At 71.1% G+C, this 18,674-nt stretch carries 18 protein-coding genes and 1 pseudogene; 11 read left to right on the top strand and 8 right to left on the bottom strand.

Annotated elements, in window-relative coordinates; genetic code table 11:
- Positions 1–78 precede the first annotated feature (78 nt).
- The 7 genes from ACFY0U_RS27855 (at position 79) to ACFY0U_RS27825 (ending at position 6,766) form a co-directional block, all read left to right on the top strand.
- On the top strand, positions 79–1,284 hold the full coding sequence (locus ACFY0U_RS27855) for a cytochrome P450 (RefSeq protein ID WP_388640264.1): 1,206 nt from the start codon (positions 79–81) through the stop codon (positions 1,282–1,284).
- Between the two features lie 53 nt (positions 1,285–1,337).
- On the top strand, positions 1,338–1,532 hold the full coding sequence (locus ACFY0U_RS27850; protein WP_388640326.1) for a ferredoxin: 195 nt from the start codon (positions 1,338–1,340) through the stop codon (positions 1,530–1,532).
- Complete coding sequence (locus ACFY0U_RS27845) at positions 1,529–2,698, top strand: NAD(P)/FAD-dependent oxidoreductase (RefSeq protein ID WP_388640262.1); 1,170 nt, start codon at positions 1,529–1,531, stop codon at positions 2,696–2,698. Before ACFY0U_RS27850 ends, ACFY0U_RS27845 begins: the two co-directional genes overlap by 4 nt.
- 135 nt (positions 2,699–2,833) lie before the next feature.
- A complete protein-coding gene (locus tag ACFY0U_RS27840; protein WP_388640260.1) occupies positions 2,834–3,349 on the top strand; it encodes a MarR family winged helix-turn-helix transcriptional regulator in 516 nt (171 codons plus the stop codon).
- A gap of 168 nt (positions 3,350–3,517) precedes the next feature.
- Positions 3,518–3,898, top strand: coding sequence for a DoxX family protein (locus tag ACFY0U_RS27835; RefSeq protein WP_388640258.1), 381 nt, complete (start codon positions 3,518–3,520; stop codon positions 3,896–3,898).
- Entirely contained in the window at positions 3,895–4,362 is a 468-nt protein-coding gene (locus ACFY0U_RS27830) for a peroxiredoxin (protein WP_388640256.1), read from the top strand. The genes ACFY0U_RS27835 and ACFY0U_RS27830 overlap by 4 nt, the downstream gene beginning before the upstream one ends.
- Before the next feature lie 64 nt (positions 4,363–4,426).
- The gene (locus ACFY0U_RS27825) at positions 4,427–6,766 is read left to right on the top strand and encodes a SpoIIE family protein phosphatase (RefSeq protein WP_388640254.1); all 2,340 of its coding nucleotides are present in this window, start codon (positions 4,427–4,429) and stop codon (positions 6,764–6,766) included.
- Here the strand turns inward: ACFY0U_RS27825 and ACFY0U_RS27820 are convergent, their stop codons facing one another.
- Together ACFY0U_RS27820 and ACFY0U_RS27815 are read right to left on the bottom strand one after the other, a co-directional pair.
- Positions 6,767–7,204, bottom strand: a complete 438-nt coding sequence (locus ACFY0U_RS27820) for a cupin domain-containing protein (RefSeq protein ID WP_388640252.1) — start codon at positions 7,202–7,204, stop codon at positions 6,767–6,769. It lies immediately after the preceding gene.
- Positions 7,205–7,295: 91 nt separating this feature from the next.
- On the bottom strand, positions 7,296–8,126 hold the full coding sequence (locus tag ACFY0U_RS27815; protein ID WP_388640250.1) for an aldo/keto reductase: 831 nt from the start codon (positions 8,124–8,126) through the stop codon (positions 7,296–7,298).
- A 98-nt stretch (positions 8,127–8,224) separates the two neighbouring features.
- On the opposite strand from ACFY0U_RS27815, the gene ACFY0U_RS27810 reads away from it, so the two are divergent.
- Positions 8,225–9,286 (top strand): LacI family DNA-binding transcriptional regulator, encoded by a 1,062-nt coding sequence (locus ACFY0U_RS27810; RefSeq protein ID WP_388640324.1) that lies wholly within the window; start codon positions 8,225–8,227, stop codon positions 9,284–9,286.
- On the opposite strand, the gene ACFY0U_RS27805 is transcribed toward ACFY0U_RS27810, so the two are convergent.
- From ACFY0U_RS27805 to ACFY0U_RS27790, 4 genes are read right to left on the bottom strand one after another with little or no spacing between them, the layout of a single operon-like run.
- Positions 9,249–10,634: a glycoside hydrolase family 32 protein gene (locus ACFY0U_RS27805; protein ID WP_388640248.1), complete on the bottom strand. Its 1,386-nt coding sequence runs from the start codon at positions 10,632–10,634 to the stop codon at positions 9,249–9,251. The genes ACFY0U_RS27810 and ACFY0U_RS27805 overlap by 38 nt on opposite strands.
- The gene (locus tag ACFY0U_RS27800; protein ID WP_388640247.1) at positions 10,631–11,485 is read right to left on the bottom strand and encodes a carbohydrate ABC transporter permease; all 855 of its coding nucleotides are present in this window, start codon (positions 11,483–11,485) and stop codon (positions 10,631–10,633) included. Before ACFY0U_RS27800 ends, ACFY0U_RS27805 begins: the two co-directional genes overlap by 4 nt.
- A 14-nt stretch (positions 11,486–11,499) precedes the next feature.
- Positions 11,500–12,447 carry a carbohydrate ABC transporter permease gene (locus ACFY0U_RS27795; protein ID WP_388640245.1) on the bottom strand — a complete coding sequence of 316 codons (948 nt, stop codon included), beginning with the start codon at positions 12,445–12,447 and terminating at the stop codon, positions 11,500–11,502.
- Complete coding sequence (locus ACFY0U_RS27790; RefSeq protein WP_388640243.1) at positions 12,444–13,853, bottom strand: extracellular solute-binding protein; 1,410 nt, start codon at positions 13,851–13,853, stop codon at positions 12,444–12,446. The genes ACFY0U_RS27795 and ACFY0U_RS27790 overlap by 4 nt, the downstream gene beginning before the upstream one ends.
- 158 nt (positions 13,854–14,011) lie before the next feature.
- Between ACFY0U_RS27790 and ACFY0U_RS27785 the strand changes: the two genes are divergently transcribed.
- The 3 genes from ACFY0U_RS27785 (at position 14,012) to ACFY0U_RS27775 (ending at position 17,234) form a co-directional block, all read left to right on the top strand.
- A complete protein-coding gene (locus ACFY0U_RS27785) occupies positions 14,012–15,568 on the top strand; it encodes a glycoside hydrolase family 32 protein (RefSeq protein ID WP_388640241.1) in 1,557 nt (518 codons plus the stop codon).
- 71 nt (positions 15,569–15,639) lie between these two features.
- Positions 15,640–16,212 (top strand): hypothetical protein, encoded by a 573-nt coding sequence (locus ACFY0U_RS27780; protein ID WP_388640239.1) that lies wholly within the window; start codon positions 15,640–15,642, stop codon positions 16,210–16,212.
- 50 nt (positions 16,213–16,262) lie between these two features.
- Positions 16,263–17,234 (top strand): TauD/TfdA dioxygenase family protein, encoded by a 972-nt coding sequence (locus ACFY0U_RS27775; RefSeq protein WP_388640237.1) that lies wholly within the window; start codon positions 16,263–16,265, stop codon positions 17,232–17,234.
- A 24-nt stretch (positions 17,235–17,258) separates the two neighbouring features.
- On the opposite strand, the pseudogene ACFY0U_RS27770 reads toward ACFY0U_RS27775, so the two are convergent.
- Positions 17,259–17,543: pseudogene (locus ACFY0U_RS27770) on the bottom strand (helix-turn-helix transcriptional regulator); the annotation flags it as partial.
- Positions 17,544–17,566: 23 nt separating this feature from the next.
- Positions 17,567–18,595 carry an LLM class flavin-dependent oxidoreductase gene (locus tag ACFY0U_RS27765; RefSeq protein ID WP_388640235.1) on the bottom strand — a complete coding sequence of 343 codons (1,029 nt, stop codon included), beginning with the start codon at positions 18,593–18,595 and terminating at the stop codon, positions 17,567–17,569.
- Positions 18,596–18,674 lie beyond the last annotated feature (79 nt).

The raw sequence follows: 18,674 nt of genomic DNA, 5'->3' as shown, positions 1-18,674 counted from the left end.
GCATGTGCTCATCGAGGCCTCACCCCTTCCCCCCGGCGCTCCGCCTCTCGACCGGAGCCCCCACCACCGAGGAGAACCATGGCCGACGCACTGGCTGTGCCCGAGTTCCCCATGCCGCGGTCCGCCCGCTGCCCCTTCGACCCGCCCCCCGGCCTCAAAGAGCTCCAGGACCAGGGGCCGTTGGCGAAGGTGCGGCTGTGGGACGGCAGCGAACCGTGGCTCGTGACCCGCTACGCCGAGCAGCGCGCCCTGCTGGGTGACGCCCGGGTCAGCTCGGACATCGACCGCCCCGGCTTTCCGCCCAAGGCCAGCTCCGAGGGCAGCGAGGGCAAGCTCAGCTTCATCATGATGGACGACCCCGAACACGCCCGGCTGCGGCGCCTGGTGACGGCACCCTTCGCCATCAAGAAGGTCGAGGCCCTCAGGCCCGCCGTGCAGCGGATCGTGGACGGCCTGATCGACGACCTCCTCGCGGGTCCGCAACCGGTCGACCTCGTCGAGGCGTTCGCCCTGCCCATCCCCTCACTGGTGATCTGCGAACTGCTCGGAGTGCCCTATGAGGACCACGAGATGTTCCAGTCCAACACCAAGACGATGGTCAGCAGCGCCGCGACACCCGAGCAGCGCAATGTCGCGACCCGGGAGATCGCCGGCTATCTGGCCACGATGATCGGCAAGCGGCTCGCCGAGCCCGAGGACGATCTGCTGTCGAGCATCGCCGGCCGGATCACCACGGGCGAACTCGACCATCAGCAGGCCACGGAGATGTCGCTGCTCCTGCTGATCGCCGGACACGAGACCACCGCGAACATGATCGCGCTCGGCACCGCCGCCCTCCTCCAGCATCCCGACCAGCTCGCCCTGCTGCGGGAGAGCGACGACCCCAAGCTGGTGGCCTCGGCCGTCGAGGAACTGCTGCGCTACCTGAACATCACCCACCAGGGGCGCCGCCGTGCGGTCACCGAGGACATCGAGATCGCCGGAGAGGTCATCAAGGCCGGCGAGGGCATCATCGTGGTCAACGAGATCGGCAACCGCGACCCCGAGGTCTTCGAGGACCCCGACCGTCTCGACATCACCCGCGACGCCCGCCGCCACGTCGCGTTCGGCTTCGGCATCCACCAGTGCCTCGGCCAGCCCCTGGCACGCATGGAGCTCCAGGTCGTCTACGGCACCCTCTACAAGCGCCTCCCCACCCTCAAGCTCGCCTGCGACATCCAGGACGTGAAGTTCAAGCACGACGCGTTCATCTACGGCGTCCACGAACTGCCGGTGGCCTGGTGACGGCTCCCCGTCCCGCGAACGAACAAGCGACCCGCGACAAGAAGGGCAATCCCATGAAGGTGGAGCTGGAAGCCGACAAGTGCGTGGCCTCGGGGCAGTGCGTCCTCGCCGCGATGGACGTCTTCGACCAGGACGACGACGGCATCGCGATCCTGCTGGCGGAGGAGGTCGGCGACGCGCTCGTCGACGACGTCAAGGAAGCCGTCGCGGTCTGCCCGGCCGCCGCGATCCGACTGGTCCAGCAGTGAACCGGATCGTCGTCGTCGGAGCCTCGGCCGCCGGACTCGCGGCGGCCGAGACGCTCCGCCGCGAGGGCTACGACGGCCCCCTCACCCTCGTCGGCGACGAACCCCTCGTCCCGTACGACCGCCCGCCACTGTCCAAGCAGCTGCTGTCCGGCGAGTGGCAGCCCGAGCGGCTGGACCTGCGCACCCCCGCGGACTTGGCCGCCCTCGGTCTCGACCTGCGGCTCGGCGTCCCCGCGACCGGCCTCGAACTCACTGAGCGCACGGTGTCCCTGGCCGACGGCTCGGCGGTGCCGTATGACGGACTGATCCTCGCCACCGGCGTCCGGCCGCGCCGGCTGCCCGGTGAGGGCGCGCATGTGCTGCGGACCCTGGACGACGCCCTGACCCTGCGCGACCGGCTGGGCCCGGGACAGCGGCTGGTCGTGGTCGGCGCCGGATTCCTCGGCGCGGAGGCCGCCGCGGTGGCCTGGCGCCTCGGCGCCGAGGTGACCTTGCTGGAACCGGCCCCGGTGCCGCTGGCGCACGCCGTCGGCACGGAGGTCGGACAGGTGCTGTCGCAGGCGCACCTCGACCGGGGTGTGAACCTGCGCTGCGGGGTCACGGTCACCGAGGTGACCGAGGACGGGGTACGGCTCGCGAGCGGCGAAGTGATCGAGGCCGACGAGGTGCTGGTCGCCGTCGGCTCGCTGCCCAACACCGAGTGGCTCGACGGCAGCGGCCTGACCGTCGGCGACGGCGTGGTCTGCGACGAGTACTGCGAGGCCGCGCGGAACGTGTACGCGGCCGGTGACGTGGCCCGCTGGTACAACCCGCTGTTCGGGACGTCGATGCGGATCGAGCACCGCACCAACGCCGCCGAACAGGGCATGGCCGCCGCCCGCAACCTCCTCGACCCCGAGGCGCGCAAGCCGTTCGCGCCGGTGCCGTACTTCTGGTCCGACCAGTACGACATGAAGATCCAGGCGTACGGCTTCCTGCGCGGCCACGACGAGGTCGCCGTGGTCGAGGGCGACCTGTCCGAACGGCGGTTCGTCGCCGTGTACCGCACCGGCGACCGGGTGAGCGGCGCCCTCACCGTCGGTATGCCGCCCAAGGCGATCCGGCTGTGGCGCCAGGCCATCGTGACCGGCGCGGCATGGAACGAGACCGTACGGGCGGCGGTCTGAAGGCAGGGGCGCCGAGGAGAGCGGTCCTCGGCGCCCCCTCTCGGGGAGCCGTACGTACGATCAGCGCAGTAGTTCCGCCGTAAACGCACGCAGTAGATTACTTGAGTTACGCAACAAGATGGTAAAGTGGCTCGCATGGCCACCCCATCGCTCCCCGAGCTCCCCGAAGGCCCCGCGTCTCCGCAAGTGATAGAGATCGAGCGGGCGCTGACGCGCATCACCTATCTGAGCACGCGCGCCCGGCAGCACGACCGGCTGATGGCGCTGGCCGGAGTGCCGCTGGACCGGGCCGCCGTGGCGCTGCTGCGCCAGGTCGCCGACTCCGAGCCGCTGCGCCCGGGGGAGCTGGCCAACCGGCTCGGTGTGGAGGCCTCGCACGTGACCCGCACCGTGCAGCAGCTCCAGAAGACGGGATACGTCACCCGCGTGCCGGACCCCGACGACCGCCGCGCTCAGCGCATCGAGCTCACCGAGGCGGGCCGCCAGGCCATCGACCGGGTCCGGGACGCCGGCGCGCGCGGTATGCAGCTCGCCCTGTCCGAGTGGGATCCGCAGGAGCTGGGACAGCTCGCCACCCTCTTCCACCGCATGGTCGACGACTTCCTGGCCTACGCCGTCGACGACGACACGGAGCCCGCGACCACCGTCTGACCCCCGACGCGCGGCTCGCGCAGCCCGCCTTCATCGAGGTCTTCCGCCGCTCCTTCGGACACCCGCCCGGGACCCGCAACCGCCTTTCCCCGTAAGCGAAGAGGCCGCCGTACGACCTGCTTGTACCGTCCAGTAATATCGCGCGGCAAGCCCCCCATAGGAGGAACCGTGCCCGGGTCCCGACGCTCACCCCTGCTGCTGGCCGGTCTGCTGGCCGGCGTGGGGGTCACCCACTTCACCGCGCCACGCTCGTTCGACGCGACCATCCCGACGTTCCTGCCCGGAAAGCCCCGGACCTGGACCTACGCGAGCGGTGTCGCCGAGTTCGCGCTGGCGGCCGGGCTCGTGGCGCCCCGCACCCGCAAGGCCGCCGCCCTGGCCTCCGCCGCCTTCTTCGTCGGGGTCTTCCCGGCGAACGTCAAGATGGCCGTGGACTGGCGCCACCGCCCCACCCCGCAGAAGGCCGCCGCGATCGCACGGCTGCCGCTTCAGGTGCCCCTCGTCCTGTGGGCCCGCAGCGTCGCACGGAACACGGAGGGTCAGGCATGAGCGCGCGCACAGACGTCGGCGACACGATCGAGGACTTCGAGCTGCCCGACGAGACCGGCACCCCGCGCAGCCTGAGCTCGCTGCTCGCCGACGGGCCGGTCGTCCTGTTCTTCTACCCCGCGGCGATGACCGCCGGCTGCACCGCCGAGGCCTGTCACTTCCGCGATCTCGCGGCCGAGTTCGAGGCCGTCGGCGCCCGCCCCGTCGGCATCAGCGGCGACTCCGTGGAGCGGCAGCAGGAGTTCTCCGGCAAACACACCCTCGGCATGCCGCTGCTGTCCGACGCCGACGGGACCATCCGGGAGCGGTTCGGGGTGAACCGCGGGTTCTCGCTGGCCCCGACCAAGCGCGTCACCTTCGTCATAGCGCAGGACCGCACCGTCCTGGAGGTCGTCCGCAGCGAGCTGCGGATGAACACCCACGCCGACCGGGCGCTCGCGGCACTGCGCGACCACCGCAAGTGACGTACGAGTCCTGGTAGCCGTACCGAGGTTGTTGCGGTGCGGCAAAGGGACCATCCTGGACGATATGGAGCACGCCTCGGCCGCGGCGATCATCGATGGGCGCGGCATGGTGACGGGGTGGAGCGACGGTGCCCGGCGGCTGACCGGCTACCCGGCCGAGGAGGCCGTGGGACTCCCGGTGCGTGAGCTGCTCGCCGAGGACCCGTCGCCCGACGTCCTGGCGGCCCGGACCGGCACCGTCGTCCTGCGGCACCGGGACGGCACCCCCGTCGCCCTCCCGCTGAGGGCGTGCGAGGTGCTGGGCCCGGACGGTGCACCCGGCGGGTTCGTGATCACCGCCGAGCAGCCCGGCGGGGCGGAGCCGACCCTCGCCGGGCAGGCCTTCCAGCAGGCCTCCATGTCCATGTCGGTCTTCGATCCGCAACAGCGCTACCTGCGGCTCAACGGTGCCGCCTGCCAGGTGATGGGGGTACCCGAGGAGGCCCTGCTCGGCCGGTTCTTCCCGGAGACCGTGGAGGAGGCCGAGCACAGCCAGGGCTTCCACTGGCATCTGCGGCACGTCGCCGAGACGGGCGAGCCCATCCACTACGAGAGCTACACCCGCGCCCCGTCCGGCAACCGCTACCACGCCTGGAACATCGAGATGTGGCCGGTCCGCGACGGCGTCGACGACGTGGTCGGGGTCGCCCTGGCCGCCTTCGACAGCACCGAGCAGCACTGGGCCCGCCAGCGCCTGGCCCTGCTGAACGAGGCCGCGGACGCCATCGGCACCACCCTCGACGTGGTCCGCACCGCCGAGGAACTGGTCTCGCTCGTCGTCCCCCGGTTCGCCGACTTCACCAGCGTCGACCTCCTCGAATGGGTCCTCGGCCCGGACGAACCGCCCAGCGCCATGCCCCAGGACGTCGTCCTGCGCCGCGTCGCCCACGGCTCCGCCCACGAGGGCACCCCGGAGGCCGCCGTCCACCTCGGCGCGCTGGACGTCTACCCGCCGTACTCCCCGCCCGCGCGAGCCCTGCGCGAGGGCCGGGCCGTGCTCAGCCGGGTCGGCGAGCCGTCCTTCGACCGCTGGGTCCGCGAGCGCAACGCCCGCGCCCCCAAGGGCCGCCCCTACCGCGAGGGCACCCACTCGATGCTGGCCGTACCGCTCAAGGCCCGCGGCATCACGCTGGGTGTCGCCGTCGCCGTCCGCATCGGCCCCACGGACCCCTACGTCCAGGACGACGCCGCCCTCGCCGAGGAACTGGCCAGCCGCGCCGCCGTCTGCATCGACAACTCCCGCCGCTTCGCCCGTGAGCGCACGACCGCGCTGGCCCTCCAGCACAGCCTGCTGCCCCGGGGGCTGCCCGGGCAGGCCGCCGTCGAGGTCGCCCACCGCTATCTGCCGTCCGGATCCCTCGCGGGCATCGGCGGCGACTGGTTCGACGTCATCCCGCTCTCCGGCAGCCGCGTCGCCCTCGTCGTCGGCGACGTCGTCGGGCACGGCATCGCCTCCTCGGCGACGATGGGCCGCCTGTGCACGGCCGTCCGCACGCTCGCCGACGTGGACCTGCCGCCCGACGAACTCCTCACCCACCTGGACGACCTGGTCACCCATCTGGCGGGCTACGACAGTGACGACGACATCGCGGAACTCGGCGCGACCTGCCTCTACGCCGTCTACGACCCGGTGTCGCGCCGTCTCACCCTCGCCGCCGCCGGCCATCCGGCGCCCGCTCTCGTCCTGCCCGACGGCACCGCGGAACTCATCGCCATGTCCGCGGGACCCCCGCTCGGCGTCGGAGGGCTGCCCTTCGAGGCCACCGAGGTGGAACTCCCCGAGGGCGCCGTCGTCGCCCTGTACACCGACGGCCTCATCGAGGACCGCGACCGCGACATCGACCACGCCACCGGCGAGCTCTGCCACGCCCTCACCGCACGCGCCAGCAGCCTCGACGCGCTCTGCGACACCGTCCTCAAGGCCGTGCTCCCGGAGGAGCCGAGCGACGACGTGGCCCTCCTGCTGGCCCGCACCCGCGCACTCGGCGCCGACCGGGTCGCCACCTGGGACATCACACCCGACCCCGCCCGGGTGGCCGACGCCCGCCAGGCCGCCACCGAGCAACTCACCGCGTGGGGCCTGGACGAGGCCGCCTTCGTCACCGAACTCGTCGTCAGCGAACTGGTCACCAACGCCATCCGCTACGGCGCCGAGCCCATCCAGCTCCGGCTGATCCGCGACCGCACGCTCATCTGCGAGGTCTCCGACGGCAGCTCCACCTCGCCGCATCTGCGCCGTGCCCACGCCTACGACGAAGGCGGGCGCGGACTGCTGCTGGTCGCCCAGCTCACCCAGCGCTGGGGCAGCAGACAGACCGGCGCCGGCAAGACGATCTGGGCCGAACAGCCGCTGCCCCCGGACTGATCACTCGAAGTCGCAGCCGGGGTTCGGCACGTCCTCGGAGAACGCCGATCCGTGCGGCAGCACGTACAGCACCTCGAGGACGAGCGGGGTGTCGCCCAGGTTCCGGCCGAGGTGGACATCGCTCGGCCCGCCCGGCTCCCGGACGACGGTGCCCTTCGGGTAGACCCCGTCACTGGTGCAGTCGGAGTGGTAGTGGGTGAGCGTGCCCTGCTTCACGTACCCGTACACGGGGCCGCTGTGGTAGTGCCAGCCGGTGGCCTGGCCGGGCGGAACGGTGATCTCCCTGACGGTGTAGTCGGTGCCCCCGACGGTGACCTGGCTGACCAGCCTGGCCGTGACGCCGGGGCCCGGCGGGGTCGCCTGGGCGGTGGTGCCACAGGTGAGGGCGGCGGCCGCGGCCACCGCCCCCGTTATGCCGACGCGGAGCGAGGTGCGCATATGGGCCTCCTGACGCTGAGTGGAAGATCGATGATGTTCCGCAGCGAACATAGAGGCAGAGAACGGCAGTTGGGGCCGGTTTCGGCAGAACTCAGAACTCCTCGTGCACCTCCGGATCCCCGCCCCGGCGCTCCTGGGCCCGGTCGGCGACGGCCGCCATCTGGTCGGAGTCGAGCTCGAAGCCGAAGATGTCCAGGTTCGCGCGCTGCCGGTCGGGGTCCGCCGACTTCGGGATCGGGACCGAGCCGAGCTGTGTGTGCCAGCGCAGCACGGCCTGCCCCGGCGTCACCCCGTGGGCCTCGGCGACCGCGGCCACGACCGGGTCGTCCAGCAGCGTGGAGCCGGGGGCCAGCGGGCTCCAGCTCTCCGTGCGGATGCCCTTGGCGGTGTGGAAGGCGCGCAGCTCGTCCTGGCGGAGGAAGGGGTGCAGCTCGATCTGGTTGACGGAGGGCAGGACCCCGGTCTCCTTCTCCAGCCGCTCGATGTGCTCCGCCGTGAAGTTGGAGACGCCGATGGAACGGACCAGGCCCTCCTCACGGAGCTTGATCATGGCCCGCCAGGAGTCGACGTACTTGTCGACGCGGGGGAGCGGCCAGTGGATGAGGTAGAGGTCCACGTGGTCCAGACCGAGGCGGCGGCGGGACTCCTCGAAGGAGGCCAGCGTCTCCTCGTAGCCGTGGTGCCGGCCCGGGAGCTTCGTCGCGACGACGATCTCCTCGCGCGGGACACCGCTGCGGGTGACACCGAGGCCCACCCCGGCCTCGTTGCCGTAGTTCGTCGCCGTGTCCACCAGGCGGTAGCCGAGCCGCAGGGCCTGCGCCACCGCCCGCTCCGCCTCCGCGTCGTCCATGGGCCAGGTGCCCAGCCCGATGGCCGGGAACGTCGTACCGTCGTTGAGCGTGTGTACCGGGTTGTCGATCACTGTTGGACCTTTTCCCTCGACCGTGTCGTCCCCCCAGCCTCGCGGATAGGGTGAGCCGTGATCAACCGGACGGGTGGGGGATGAGGGCGGCGGACGCGATGGGCGGCACCGAGGAGCAGCAGCAGCCGGGCGGACGTCCCACGTCGAAGGATGTCGCCCGGCTCGCCGGGGTCTCCCACACCGCGGTCTCCTTCGTGTTCAACGGGCGCGCCGAGGGCAACATCTCGCCCGCCACCCAGGAACGCATCCGGCAGGCCGCCGCCCGGCTCGGCTACCGCCCCGACCCCGTCGCCCGCGGTCTGCGCCGCCGCCGTACGGCCGTGATCGGCCTGGTCACCGATGAGATCGCCACCTCGCCCTTCGCGGGCCGGCTGCTGCGCGGCGCGATGGAGACCGCCTGGGACAGCGAGCACCTCGTCCTGACCGTCGACTCCGGCGGCGACCCCGCCAAGGAGGACGCCGCCGTCGCCGAGCTCCTCGACCGGCGGGTGGACGGCATCATCTACGCGGCCATGTCCCTGCGCCGGGTGCGCGTCCCCGAGGGCCTGCACCGCACCCACTCCGTCCTCGCCAACTGCGTCCCCGAGGACGACTCCCTGCCCGCCGTCATCCCCGCCGAGCGTGCCGGGGGCCGCACGGCGGCCCGGCTGCTGCTGGACGAGGGGCACCGCAGGGTCGCGATGGTGGGCGGCCAGGACGACATGGCCTCCGTCGACCGGCTGCGCGGCTTCCGCGACGCCCTGCGCGCCGAGGGCATCACCGTTCCCAAGGAGTGGGTGGTGCGCAGCGGCGGCGAGATCAGCGGCGGGTACGAGGGCGCGCTGCGGGTCCTCGACGGCGTCGCCGCCGACCGGCGGCCCACCGGGATCTTCTGCTACAACGACCGGGTCGCGGCAGGCGTCCTGCACGCCGCGACCCGTCTCGGCATCGCCGTCCCCGAGATGCTGTCGGTGGTCGGCTACGACGACCAGGAACACATGGCCGCCTACCTCACCCCGGCCCTGACCACCGTCGCGCTGCCCCACCGGGCCATGGGCGAGGCCGCCGCGCGGCTCCTCCTCGACTCCATCGACACCGGCAGGACCCCGCCCGCGACGGTACGGCGCCTGGCCTGCCCGGTGATCAGTCGTGCGTCGGTGGGACCAGCTCCCAGCCGGTGACCGTGGCGCCGGGACCCGTGACGAGCAGCTCGGGGACATCGTCCGGCCGCCGGTAGACCCGCTCGGTGACCGTGGCCCGGCCGTCGACGAACAGCTCGAACAGCGAACCGTCGACGAGGATCCGCACCTCACCGGCGGGCGCCCGCACCACGATCGGCGCCGACCCGTCCGGCCGTGACCGCGGCCAGTCCGCGCGATCGAGCGTCACCGCGCCCTCGTCCGGGTCGAGCAGGACCGTCAGCAGGGCGCCCGAGGCGGACCGCAGCAGACTCACGGTGGTCCTGGTCGCCGCGGTCACGGTCAGGTCGTACGCGTCCGGCAGTGTCGTGGGACGACCCGGTGCCGTGGCGAACGGCTCGGCCGCGCGCAGCAGTTCGAGCTCCGGAGCCGGTACGACGCTCAGGGCGCCGTCCGCATGGACGTCGACGACCCTCGGCGCGCTCAGGACCCCGGCCCACCCGGCGCGATCGACCTCGCCCTGCTCACGGGCCTCCCAGGACCAGCCCCACAGCAACGCCCGGTCCGGTTCCTGGAGTACGGCGGGCGCGTAGAAGTCCCGCCCGTGGTCCAGCCGGCCGCCGGTGCGAGCCTCGAAGCGCAACTCGCCCTCTCCGCACGGCTGGAGACGTCCCGTCAGATAGCCGGTGGAGCACGGGTCCCCGTCCCACAGCGACACCACGAGCACCCACTCCCCGCTCGCCGTCGCATACAGCTGCGGGCACTCCCAGCCGACGGCCTTGTCCCCGAACACGTCCACCGCGACCGGGTCGTCGCCGTCCAGCAGCACTCCGGCGAACCGCCAGTCGGTCAGGTCGTCGCAGTCGTACACGAGCACCGACGGCGTCCCGTCGGCGTGCCCCGCGCCGACCAGCGCCCACCTGCGGCCGTCGCTGCGGAAGACGAACGGGTCGCGGAACATGACCACGTCCAGGCCGGCCGGCGGGCCGGTCACCACGGGCGTGGGCAGCGGCTTCCAGTCGGTCAGGGTCTCGTCCTGAGGCATCAGCGCCCGTGCCAGACAGATCGAGCCGAGGCCCGTGTGGTGCCGGTCGACGCCGGTGTAGACGGCGGTCGGCACGCCCTCGTCGTCGACCACGCACCCCGACCAGCAGCCCGCCTCGTCGGGGCCGCCCGGGGTCGGGGTGAGGGCGACCGGATGATGTTCCCAGTGGGCGAGGTCGGAGCTGGAGACATGGCCCCAGTGGACGTTCGCGTGGACCGGGGCGTCCGGGTTGTGCTGGAAGAACAGGTGGTGGCGATCGCGCCAACGGAACGGCCCGTTGGGGTCGTTGATCCAGTTCGCGGGCGGACGGACCCTGAACCGGGGGGCGTCGGGCGTGTGACTCAACGGTTGACTCCTGCGGAGGTGATGCCCTCGCGGAGAGGGCGCTGGCCGACGAGGAACACGGCGACGGCGGGGAGCATGGAGAGCACGACACCGGCGAGCACCACCGAGATGGAGCCGGTGCCGAGGTTGCCCTGGAGGGAGACCAGCCCCAGCGGCAGGGTGTAGTTCTGGCCGGAGGTCTCCAGGATCAAGGGCCGGAAGAACTCGTTCCAGTGGTAGTTGAAGGCCAGCACACCGACGATGGCCAGTCCGGGCGCGGCCAGCGGCGCGTACACGGACCGGAAGATCCGCCAGGGCCCGCAGCCGTCCAGCATCGCCGCCTCGCCCAGGTCCTTCGGCATGCCGAGGAAGTACTGGCGCATCAGGAAGGTGCCGAACGCGGTCGGGAAGGCCGGGATGATCAGTCCGAGCAGGGTGTCGGTGAGGCTCATCGACTTCAGCACCAGGAACACCGGCACGATGGTCACCTGCAACGGCACCATCATGGTGGCCAGCACCAGGCCGAACAGCGGCTTCTTGAACCGGAATTCGAGGCGTGCGAAGGCGTATCCGGCAAGACCGGCGGTGATCATCTGGCCGACGGCGATCAGCGCGGTCACGAGCGTGGAGTTCAGCGCCAGAAGCCAGACGTCGATCTGGTCGAAGACCCCGCGGTACGACTCCACCGTCGGGTTCGTCGGGATGATCTTCGGTGGGAGGTCGAAGGACTCGGCCGGGGTGCGCAGGGACGTGGAGACGGTCCAGATCACCGGGCCGAGAGTCAGCAGGGCGCACACGGCGAGCGCGGTGATCCGCGCCCAGGGGGCGAGCGAGTGGCGGGCACGGCTCAGGTTCAGGGTCGCTTGGCTCATGGAGGTCACCCGGCTCACTGGTAGTGGACGAAACGCCGGCTGAGCCGGAACTGGAGGGCGGTGACCGCCATGATCAGCACGAACAGCAGCACGCCCACCGCCGAGGCCTCACCGAAGCGCAGCTGCTCGAACGCGCTCTCGTAGATGACCATCACCACGGTCCGGGTGGAGTCACCGGGACCGCCGTTGGTCAGGACGTACGGCTGCTCGAAGACCTGGAGCGCGTTGGTGATCCCGACCACCGACGCGACCAGCAGGGTGGGGGAGAGCAGGGGCAGGGTGATGCTCAGGTGCTTGCGCAGACCGGTCGCGCCGTCGAGGGAGGAGGCCTCGTGGATCTCCCTGGGGATGTTGTTGAGACCCCCGACGAACAGCAGGAACGAGAACCCGAACTGCTGCCAGACATACACCAGGACGACCGTCGCCATCGCCGCGTTCTCGGAGGTCAGCCAGGGCACCGGGGCGATCCCGACCGTTCCCAGCAGCCAGTTCACGACCCCGAAGTCCTGGTTGAACAGGTACTTCATCACCACCGAGATCGACGCGGCGGACAGCACCAGCGGGAAGAAGAACGCCGAGCGGAACACCGACCGCAGCCACACCGGCATCCGCCCGTTGACCGCGAGCGCCAGCACCAGGGCGATCAGCAGTTGCAGCGCGACCGCGAACACCATGAACACCAGGGTGTTGCGGAAGGAGACCAGCACCGTCGAATCGCCGAACACCTCACGGTAGTTGGCGGCCCCGGCGAAGCTCGGGTCGTCGATCACGTTCCAGTGGAACAGGCTCAGGATCACCGAGCCGACGATCGGCACGACCGTGAAGACGACGATGCCGACGATGGTGGGCGCCAGGAAGAGCGTGGCCAGCAACCGGGTGCCGCGGTCGCGTGCCGAGGGCCGCGTGGCGACCTCGGGCGGGGTGAACGTCCTGACCGGCGCGGGTATCTGAGTGTTCGTCATACGTCACGCTCCATGGCCTTCTCCAGATCGCCCTGCATCCGGCGCAGCGCCGGGGCCACCGAACGCCGGGAGGCCAGCGCGGTGCCGGTGTGCTTGAGCAGCACCTGCTCGACCTCGGCCACCTGCGGCGGGGCGGGGATGGGCCCGGTGTCGGGGAACTTGTCGAGGGTGTCGTAGAAGACCTGCCAGTGCTTGGGGCCGATCTCCTGGTAGCGGTCGGCGGTGAGCATCGAACGGCGGGCCGGGGTGGTCTGGTTGGTCTGGAAGAGCCGCATCAGCGTGTCCCTGCGGGCCGCGTACTTGATGAACTCCCAGGCCTCGTCCTGCCGCTTCGAGGTGCGCAGCAGCGCGTAGCCGGCGGCGCCGAACTGCATGCGCTGGGTGCGCCAGCGCGGGAAGTACTGCACATCGAAGCTGTCGGACTTCATGCCGGCCAGGTGCAGGCCGCCCGCCCAGAAGCCACCCGCGGGCGTGACCCCGACACGCCCCGTGGAGAACACGCCGATGAGGTTCTGGCCGTTGCCCCCCTCGGGCCGGGAGCACAGGTCCTCCTGGATGAGGGAGGCGAGATAGTCGTACGCCTCTTCCACGCGCTCATGGGTGGCCTGCGGGGTGGTCCACCGGAACCCGCCCCCGCGCCCCCGCCGTTCGGCGGCCGGGTAGAAGGAGTCCCACAGCCATGTGCCGCCGGGCGCCTTGGACTCGGCGAGCAGATTGGTGTCGTTGGCGAAGAGCCACGGGACCACACCGCCCCACAGCCGGTTCGTCCAGAAGTACGGCGTGAACTGGGAGCCGCTGGACTTCTTCATGTCCCGCAGCAGGGTGGTGAAGTCGTCGCGGGTCCAGTCGGGGGCCGGGAAGTCCGCGCCCGCCCGCTTGAGCACCTGGTCGTTGAGGTACATGTCGGCCGCGTTGAACTCGACCGGCAGCTGGTACAGGCTCCCCTCGTACATCATCGACTCCACCAGCGAGGGGTGGACGTCGGAGAAGTACTCCCGCAGCTCCTCGGCGTCCCGCTTGACCCAGTCGTCCAGCGGGACCCCGAGGCGCTGCGCGAACAACTGCACGCCCTCGGTCGCGACGTACACGAGATCCGGCGCGGTGCCGGCCGCGATCTGGGTGAGGATCTTCGCGAAGAAGTCCGACCAGTCGACGGCCTGCACGGCGTTGATGCGGAGCTTGATGTCGGGGTGGACCTGCTTGAAGCCCTCGGTCAGGGTGCGCACGGCCTCCGGGCCGTAGGCGGGGCCGAGTGTGGCGACGACGAGTGAGCCGTCGTCGCGTCCGGGGATGTCGGCTCCGGTGAGCCGGTCCCAACTGGCGGCGGTACCGGCGAGCGCGGCGGCGCCCGCGCCGTAGGCGCCGTACCGCATGAGTGCGCGGCGGGTGAGATGCGAGTCGGTCATCCAAGGGCCTAACTCGTGTTAGTTCAGGGTTGACGCCCCAGATGATGGGAAGTGGCGCCCGGTGCTGTCAAGAGTCGTGCACCCCTTGACCTTTAACGAGTTAGGTCTCAGAGTCCTGGACCCATGAGCCGCCGTTTCGACGAGAGGAACGATGTGTGATGCGTGGGTTGTCCAGGAGAGCGCTGTTCGCGGGAACGACGGTCGGCGCGGCGACCGTGCTGCTGCCGGCCGCCGCCGGCCCGGCCGCCGCGAAGCCCAAGGCGACCGCCGCGTGCGGGAGTTACCGTGCCGCGTACCACTTCACGGTCCCCGACCAGTGGAAGAACGACCCGCAGCGACCGGTGTGGATCGACGGCGAGTACCACTACTACTACCTGTACAACCCGGACTACTTCACCGGCGGCACCGAGGCGGGGACCGCCTGGCGGCTGGCCACCAGCCGGGACCTGGTCTCCTTCACCGACCGGGGGATCGCCGTCCCCAAGGACACCACCGTCAACGGCGACGCCTGGTCGGGCTCGGCGGTCGTCGACACCGGCAACACCGCGGGATTCGGCGCGGGCGCGGTGATCGTGCTGGTCACGATGTCACCGGGCGGTGGCACCGACCGCCAGGCGCAGTTCCTGTACTACTCCACCGACGGCGGACGCACCTTCCGCCCGCACGGCACCGACCCGGTCCTGCCCAACCCCGGCGTCCGCGACTTCCGCGACCCCAAGGTCGTCCGCGACGAGGAACGCGGCCGCTGGGTGATGACACTCGCCGAGAACGACAAGGTCGGCTTCTACCACTCGGCCGACCTGAAGTCCTGGACGTACGTCAGCGGATTCGTCAAGGGCGGCATCGGCGTCCTGGAGTGCCCCGACCTGTTCCGGATCACCGCGGACGACGGCACACGGAAATGGGTGCTGGGCGTGAGCGCCAACGCCAAGGGCGCCGGGCTGCCCAACACCTACGCCTACTGGACCGGCTCCTTCGACGGCACGACGTTCACGGCCGACGCGAGCGATCCGCAGTGGCTCGACCACGGCTGGGACTGGTACGGAGCCGTCACCTTCGAGAAGCGGGCCGCCGACGGCACGCTCGACGAGGGCGCCCGGTACGCGATCGGCTGGCTCAACAACTGGGACTACGCGAACACCACGCCCACGATCGACTCCGACGGATTCAACGGCACCGACTCGATCGTCCGCGAGGTCACCCTGAAGCGCGCGTCCTCGGGCGGGTACTACCTGGCCTCACGGCCGGTGGCCGCGCTGGACTCCTATGTGTCGCGGACGCTGAGCCTGGGCGACCTGGAGGTGAGCGGCACCCGCCTCCTGGACTACACGGGCACGGCCTACGAGCTGACCTGCGAGATCACCTGGGACCAACTCACGGGAGCGGGCGCCCAGTTGCGCCGCTCGCCCGACGGCGGCCGGCACGTCGACGCCGGGATCTACCGTGACTACGCCTTCCTCAACCGCCGTAACACGGTGAACCCGGACGCCTCCGGCCGCTGGCAGGAGAGCCACAGCCCCTTCGACCAGGGCGCCCGCACGGTGAGGCTGCGGATCCTGGTCGACCGTACGTCCGTCGAGATGTTCGTGGACGACGGCCGGTACGTGCACTCCTCGGAGGTCTTCCCCTATCTGATCGACACGGGCCTCGCGCTCTTCACGATCGACGGGACGGCGGTCTTCCGGAACGTGGTGATACGGGAGTTCGCCGTGTGAGGACGTGAACTCACGTATCCGGGAGAGGGTTCGGGTCGGTACCGCGCCGAAGGACGCCTAGGGTCGGTGACATGCGCGTAGTACTGATCGGGGGAACCTCCCACACCGGCAAGTCGACCGTGGCCCGGGCGGTCGCGGAGCGGATCGGGTTCGAGTACCGCTCGACGGACGGGCTGGCCCGGCATCCGGGGAGGCCATGGGGGACGGTGCCCGCGCATGTCGTCGAGCACTACGGGACGCTCGCCGTCGACGAGCTGATCCGGTCGGTGCTCGACCACTACGCGCGCCTGTGGCCGCGGATCGAGGAGCTGATCACCGAACGCGCGACGGGCGGCGGACCCGGGCTCGTGCTGGAGGGCTCGGCGCTCTGGCCGGACCGGGTCGCCGGGCTGAGCGTCCCGCACACCCGGGCCGTCTGGCTCACCGCGGACGAGGCGGTGCTCGGCGCCCGCGTGCGGGAATCAGCGAGGGACGAGGAGCGGCGGCATCCGGTGGACAAGTTCCTTGCCCGCAGTGTGCGGTATCAGCAGCTGATGGTGGAGTCGGTCGACGCGCACGGCCTGTGCCGCGTCGACACGAGCGGCCGTCCCGTGGCCGAGATGGTGGACGTGATCCTGGCGAGGCCCTGTCGCCAGGACCCGTGATCGCTGACACGATCTTCAGTGAGCGGCCGCGGACGACCAACGGAGCACGCATGACGACGAACACCGGCACGGCGCAGGCGGAGCACATCCCGGGGATCGAGGTGAGACCGGTCGCCGGGCACATCGGGGCGGAGATCACGGGCGTCGACCTCGCCGGGGAGCTCGACGACGCCGTGGTCGCCGCGATCCGGTCGGCTGTGCTGCGCTGGAAGGTGGTGTTCTTCCGGGAGCAGCGGCTGGATCACGCCGGGCATGTGGCGTTCGCCCGCCGGTTCGGTGAGCCGGTCGTGCTGCGGAAGCGGGGCAGCGCCTCGCCGCCGGACTTTCCCGAGGTGGAGACGACCGCCGACCGGCTGGAACTGGGCGGCAGGTTCGGCATGGAGCACGACGAGTGGCTCCAGCGGCGCCGGCACACCCTGCTGCGCGGCTGGCACTGCGACCACGGCGCCCGTATCGATCCGCCGGCCGCGACCATCCTGCGCGCCGAGACCGTACCGCCGTACGGCGGCGACACGACCTGGTCCAATCTGGCCGCCGCGTACGCCGGACTCTCGGCGCCGGTACGGGAGTTCGTGGCCGGACTGCGCGTGGAACACCGCCTCGGCGTCGGCTATCAGCCCCGTCCCGGCGACGACGCCTACGTCCGCCATCTGCTGGACCACCAGGTCGCCTCGCTGCACCCCCTGGTGCGGGTCCATCCCGAGACCGGCGAGCGGATCCTTTACGTCAACGGCTACTACGTCGAGCAGATCGCCGACATCTCCCGAGCCGAGAGCACCGCGATCCTGGACATGCTCCTGGAACAGGCCGTCCGGCCCGAATACACCGTCCGTTTCCGCTGGGAGCCGGGCAGTGTGGCCTTCTGGGACAACCGTGCCACCATCCACCTCGCCCCCGGCGACAACGCCCACCTCGGCTTCCCACGGACCATGCACCGGGTGATGCTCGCCGGGGACGTCCCGGTGGGCGTGGACGGCAAGCCGTCGGAGCCGGTCGTCGGCACGGAGGTGGGACGCTGGTGAGGCGTCGGCGACTCCGCCCGGGGTTCACCTTCCGGGGCGCTCGCCGGTGTGCGGCGGATCCGACGGGGAGGCGATCACGGCTGCCTGGACGAGCCACTGGACGCCCACCTTGGCCGGCAGCCGGCTGATGTGGTTCTTGACGGTCTTCTCCGACAGGAAGAGCTTCTTGCCGATCCCGCGATCGGTGAGCCGCTCCCCGATCAGGGCGAGCATGCCCCGTTCGCGTGGGGACAGGCTCGCCGGCTCGGGGGACATGGCCGGGGTCTCGGCGGGATCGGCCCGCAGCGAGCGCATCAGCCGGGCCGTGGTACGGCAGACCGGGCGCCGCTGCGTCAGGCGGACGGCTGCCAGCCCAGTGCCGGACCGAGCCGTGTGGCCATGTCCGTGAGGATCTGCACGTAGTCCTCGTGCTCGAAGGTGAACGGCAGCGCGAACGCGACCTCGTCGACCTCGCGGAACGCGGCGTGTGCGTGCAGCCGTTCGGCGATCTCGGCCGAGGTGCCGACGATGTCCGGCGCGAACAGCAGACGGGCCGGGCCCTGCGGTGACGTGGTGCGTGGGGTGCGCTTCGCCGCGTACTCCTCGTACCGCGCGCGCTGTTCGGGTGTGGCCGAGTCGGTGGGGATGACGACCAGGCCCTGGGAGACGCGGGCGGCCTCGCCGTCGGGGTGGTGGGCGCGGAAGGCGCGGATGTGGGAGAGCTGGATCTGCGCGAAGTCCGTTGTCTCGGCTGGGTCTTCGGCCTTGACGACACTGCTGGTCAGGAAGTTCATACCGTGCTCGCCGGCCCAGCGCGCCGAGCTCAGACTGCCGCCGCCGTACCAGAGGCGGCGGCCCAGGCCGGGGGAGTGCGGTTGCACCCGGTCCGAGAACACCTCGAAGCCCTCGACCCCGCTGAAGTCGGTCGCCGGCTTGCCGCGCACGAAGTCCAGCAGCCGCCGCACCCGCTCGTAGGAGAAGTCCTCGACGTCGCCGGTGTCCGGGTAGAGCGCGTCCTTGACCTGGTCGTAGTGCATCGGCGGGCCCACGCTCACGCCCGGGTTGATCCGGCCGCCGGACAGGAGGTCGACCGTCGCCAGGTCCTCGGCCAGCCGCAGCGGGTTCTCCCAGCCGAGCGGGATGACCGCGGTGCCCAGTTCGATCCGGCTCGTGCGCTGCGAGGCCGCCGCCATGACCGCGACCGGGGAGGAGATGCCGTACTGGAGGTGCCGGTGGCGCAGCCAGGCGCTGTCGAAGCCGAGCCGCTCGCCCAGTTCGATGATCTCCAGCGTGGACTCGTGGCCGCGGCGCGGATCCGCGTCGTCGAAGAGACCGATGGTCAGGAAGCCCAGCTTGCGCAACGGGCGAGAGGTGGGGGGCACCGGCTCCTCCAGGTGTGCACCGATCGACGTCGTACAGCTGTGGCAACTTGATCGTGGCCTGCGATGTTCCCCGCCGCCG

Source organism: Streptomyces sp. NPDC001536, from assembly GCF_042894505.1.
Lineage (GTDB): Bacteria > Actinomycetota > Actinomycetes > Streptomycetales > Streptomycetaceae > Streptomyces.
The sequence above is the reverse complement of the archived record's forward strand: the minus strand, read 5'-3'. Positions and strand labels throughout refer to the sequence as shown.

Excerpts from the sequence above, each read along its gene's own strand:
- ACFY0U_RS27855 (WP_388640264.1), top strand. The coding sequence starts at position 79 with ATGGCCGACGCACTGGCTGTGCCCGAGTTCCCCATGCCGCGGTCCGCC.
- ACFY0U_RS27850 (WP_388640326.1), top strand. The coding sequence starts at position 1,338 with ATGAAGGTGGAGCTGGAAGCCGACAAGTGCGTGGCCTCGGGGCAGTGC.
- ACFY0U_RS27840 (WP_388640260.1), top strand. The coding sequence starts at position 2,834 with ATGGCCACCCCATCGCTCCCCGAGCTCCCCGAAGGCCCCGCGTCTCCG.
- ACFY0U_RS27830 (WP_388640256.1), top strand. The coding sequence starts at position 3,895 with ATGAGCGCGCGCACAGACGTCGGCGACACGATCGAGGACTTCGAGCTG.
- ACFY0U_RS27825 (WP_388640254.1), top strand. The coding sequence starts at position 4,427 with ATGGAGCACGCCTCGGCCGCGGCGATCATCGATGGGCGCGGCATGGTG.
- ACFY0U_RS27820 (WP_388640252.1), bottom strand. The coding sequence starts at position 7,204 with ATGCGCACCTCGCTCCGCGTCGGCATAACGGGGGCGGTGGCCGCGGCC.
- ACFY0U_RS27810 (WP_388640324.1), top strand. The coding sequence starts at position 8,225 with ATGGGCGGCACCGAGGAGCAGCAGCAGCCGGGCGGACGTCCCACGTCG.
- ACFY0U_RS27800 (WP_388640247.1), bottom strand. The coding sequence starts at position 11,485 with ATGAGCCAAGCGACCCTGAACCTGAGCCGTGCCCGCCACTCGCTCGCC.
- ACFY0U_RS27795 (WP_388640245.1), bottom strand. The coding sequence starts at position 12,447 with ATGACGAACACTCAGATACCCGCGCCGGTCAGGACGTTCACCCCGCCC.
- ACFY0U_RS27790 (WP_388640243.1), bottom strand. The coding sequence starts at position 13,853 with ATGACCGACTCGCATCTCACCCGCCGCGCACTCATGCGGTACGGCGCC.
- ACFY0U_RS27785 (WP_388640241.1), top strand. The coding sequence starts at position 14,012 with ATGCGTGGGTTGTCCAGGAGAGCGCTGTTCGCGGGAACGACGGTCGGC.
- ACFY0U_RS27780 (WP_388640239.1), top strand. The coding sequence starts at position 15,640 with ATGCGCGTAGTACTGATCGGGGGAACCTCCCACACCGGCAAGTCGACC.
- ACFY0U_RS27775 (WP_388640237.1), top strand. The coding sequence starts at position 16,263 with ATGACGACGAACACCGGCACGGCGCAGGCGGAGCACATCCCGGGGATC.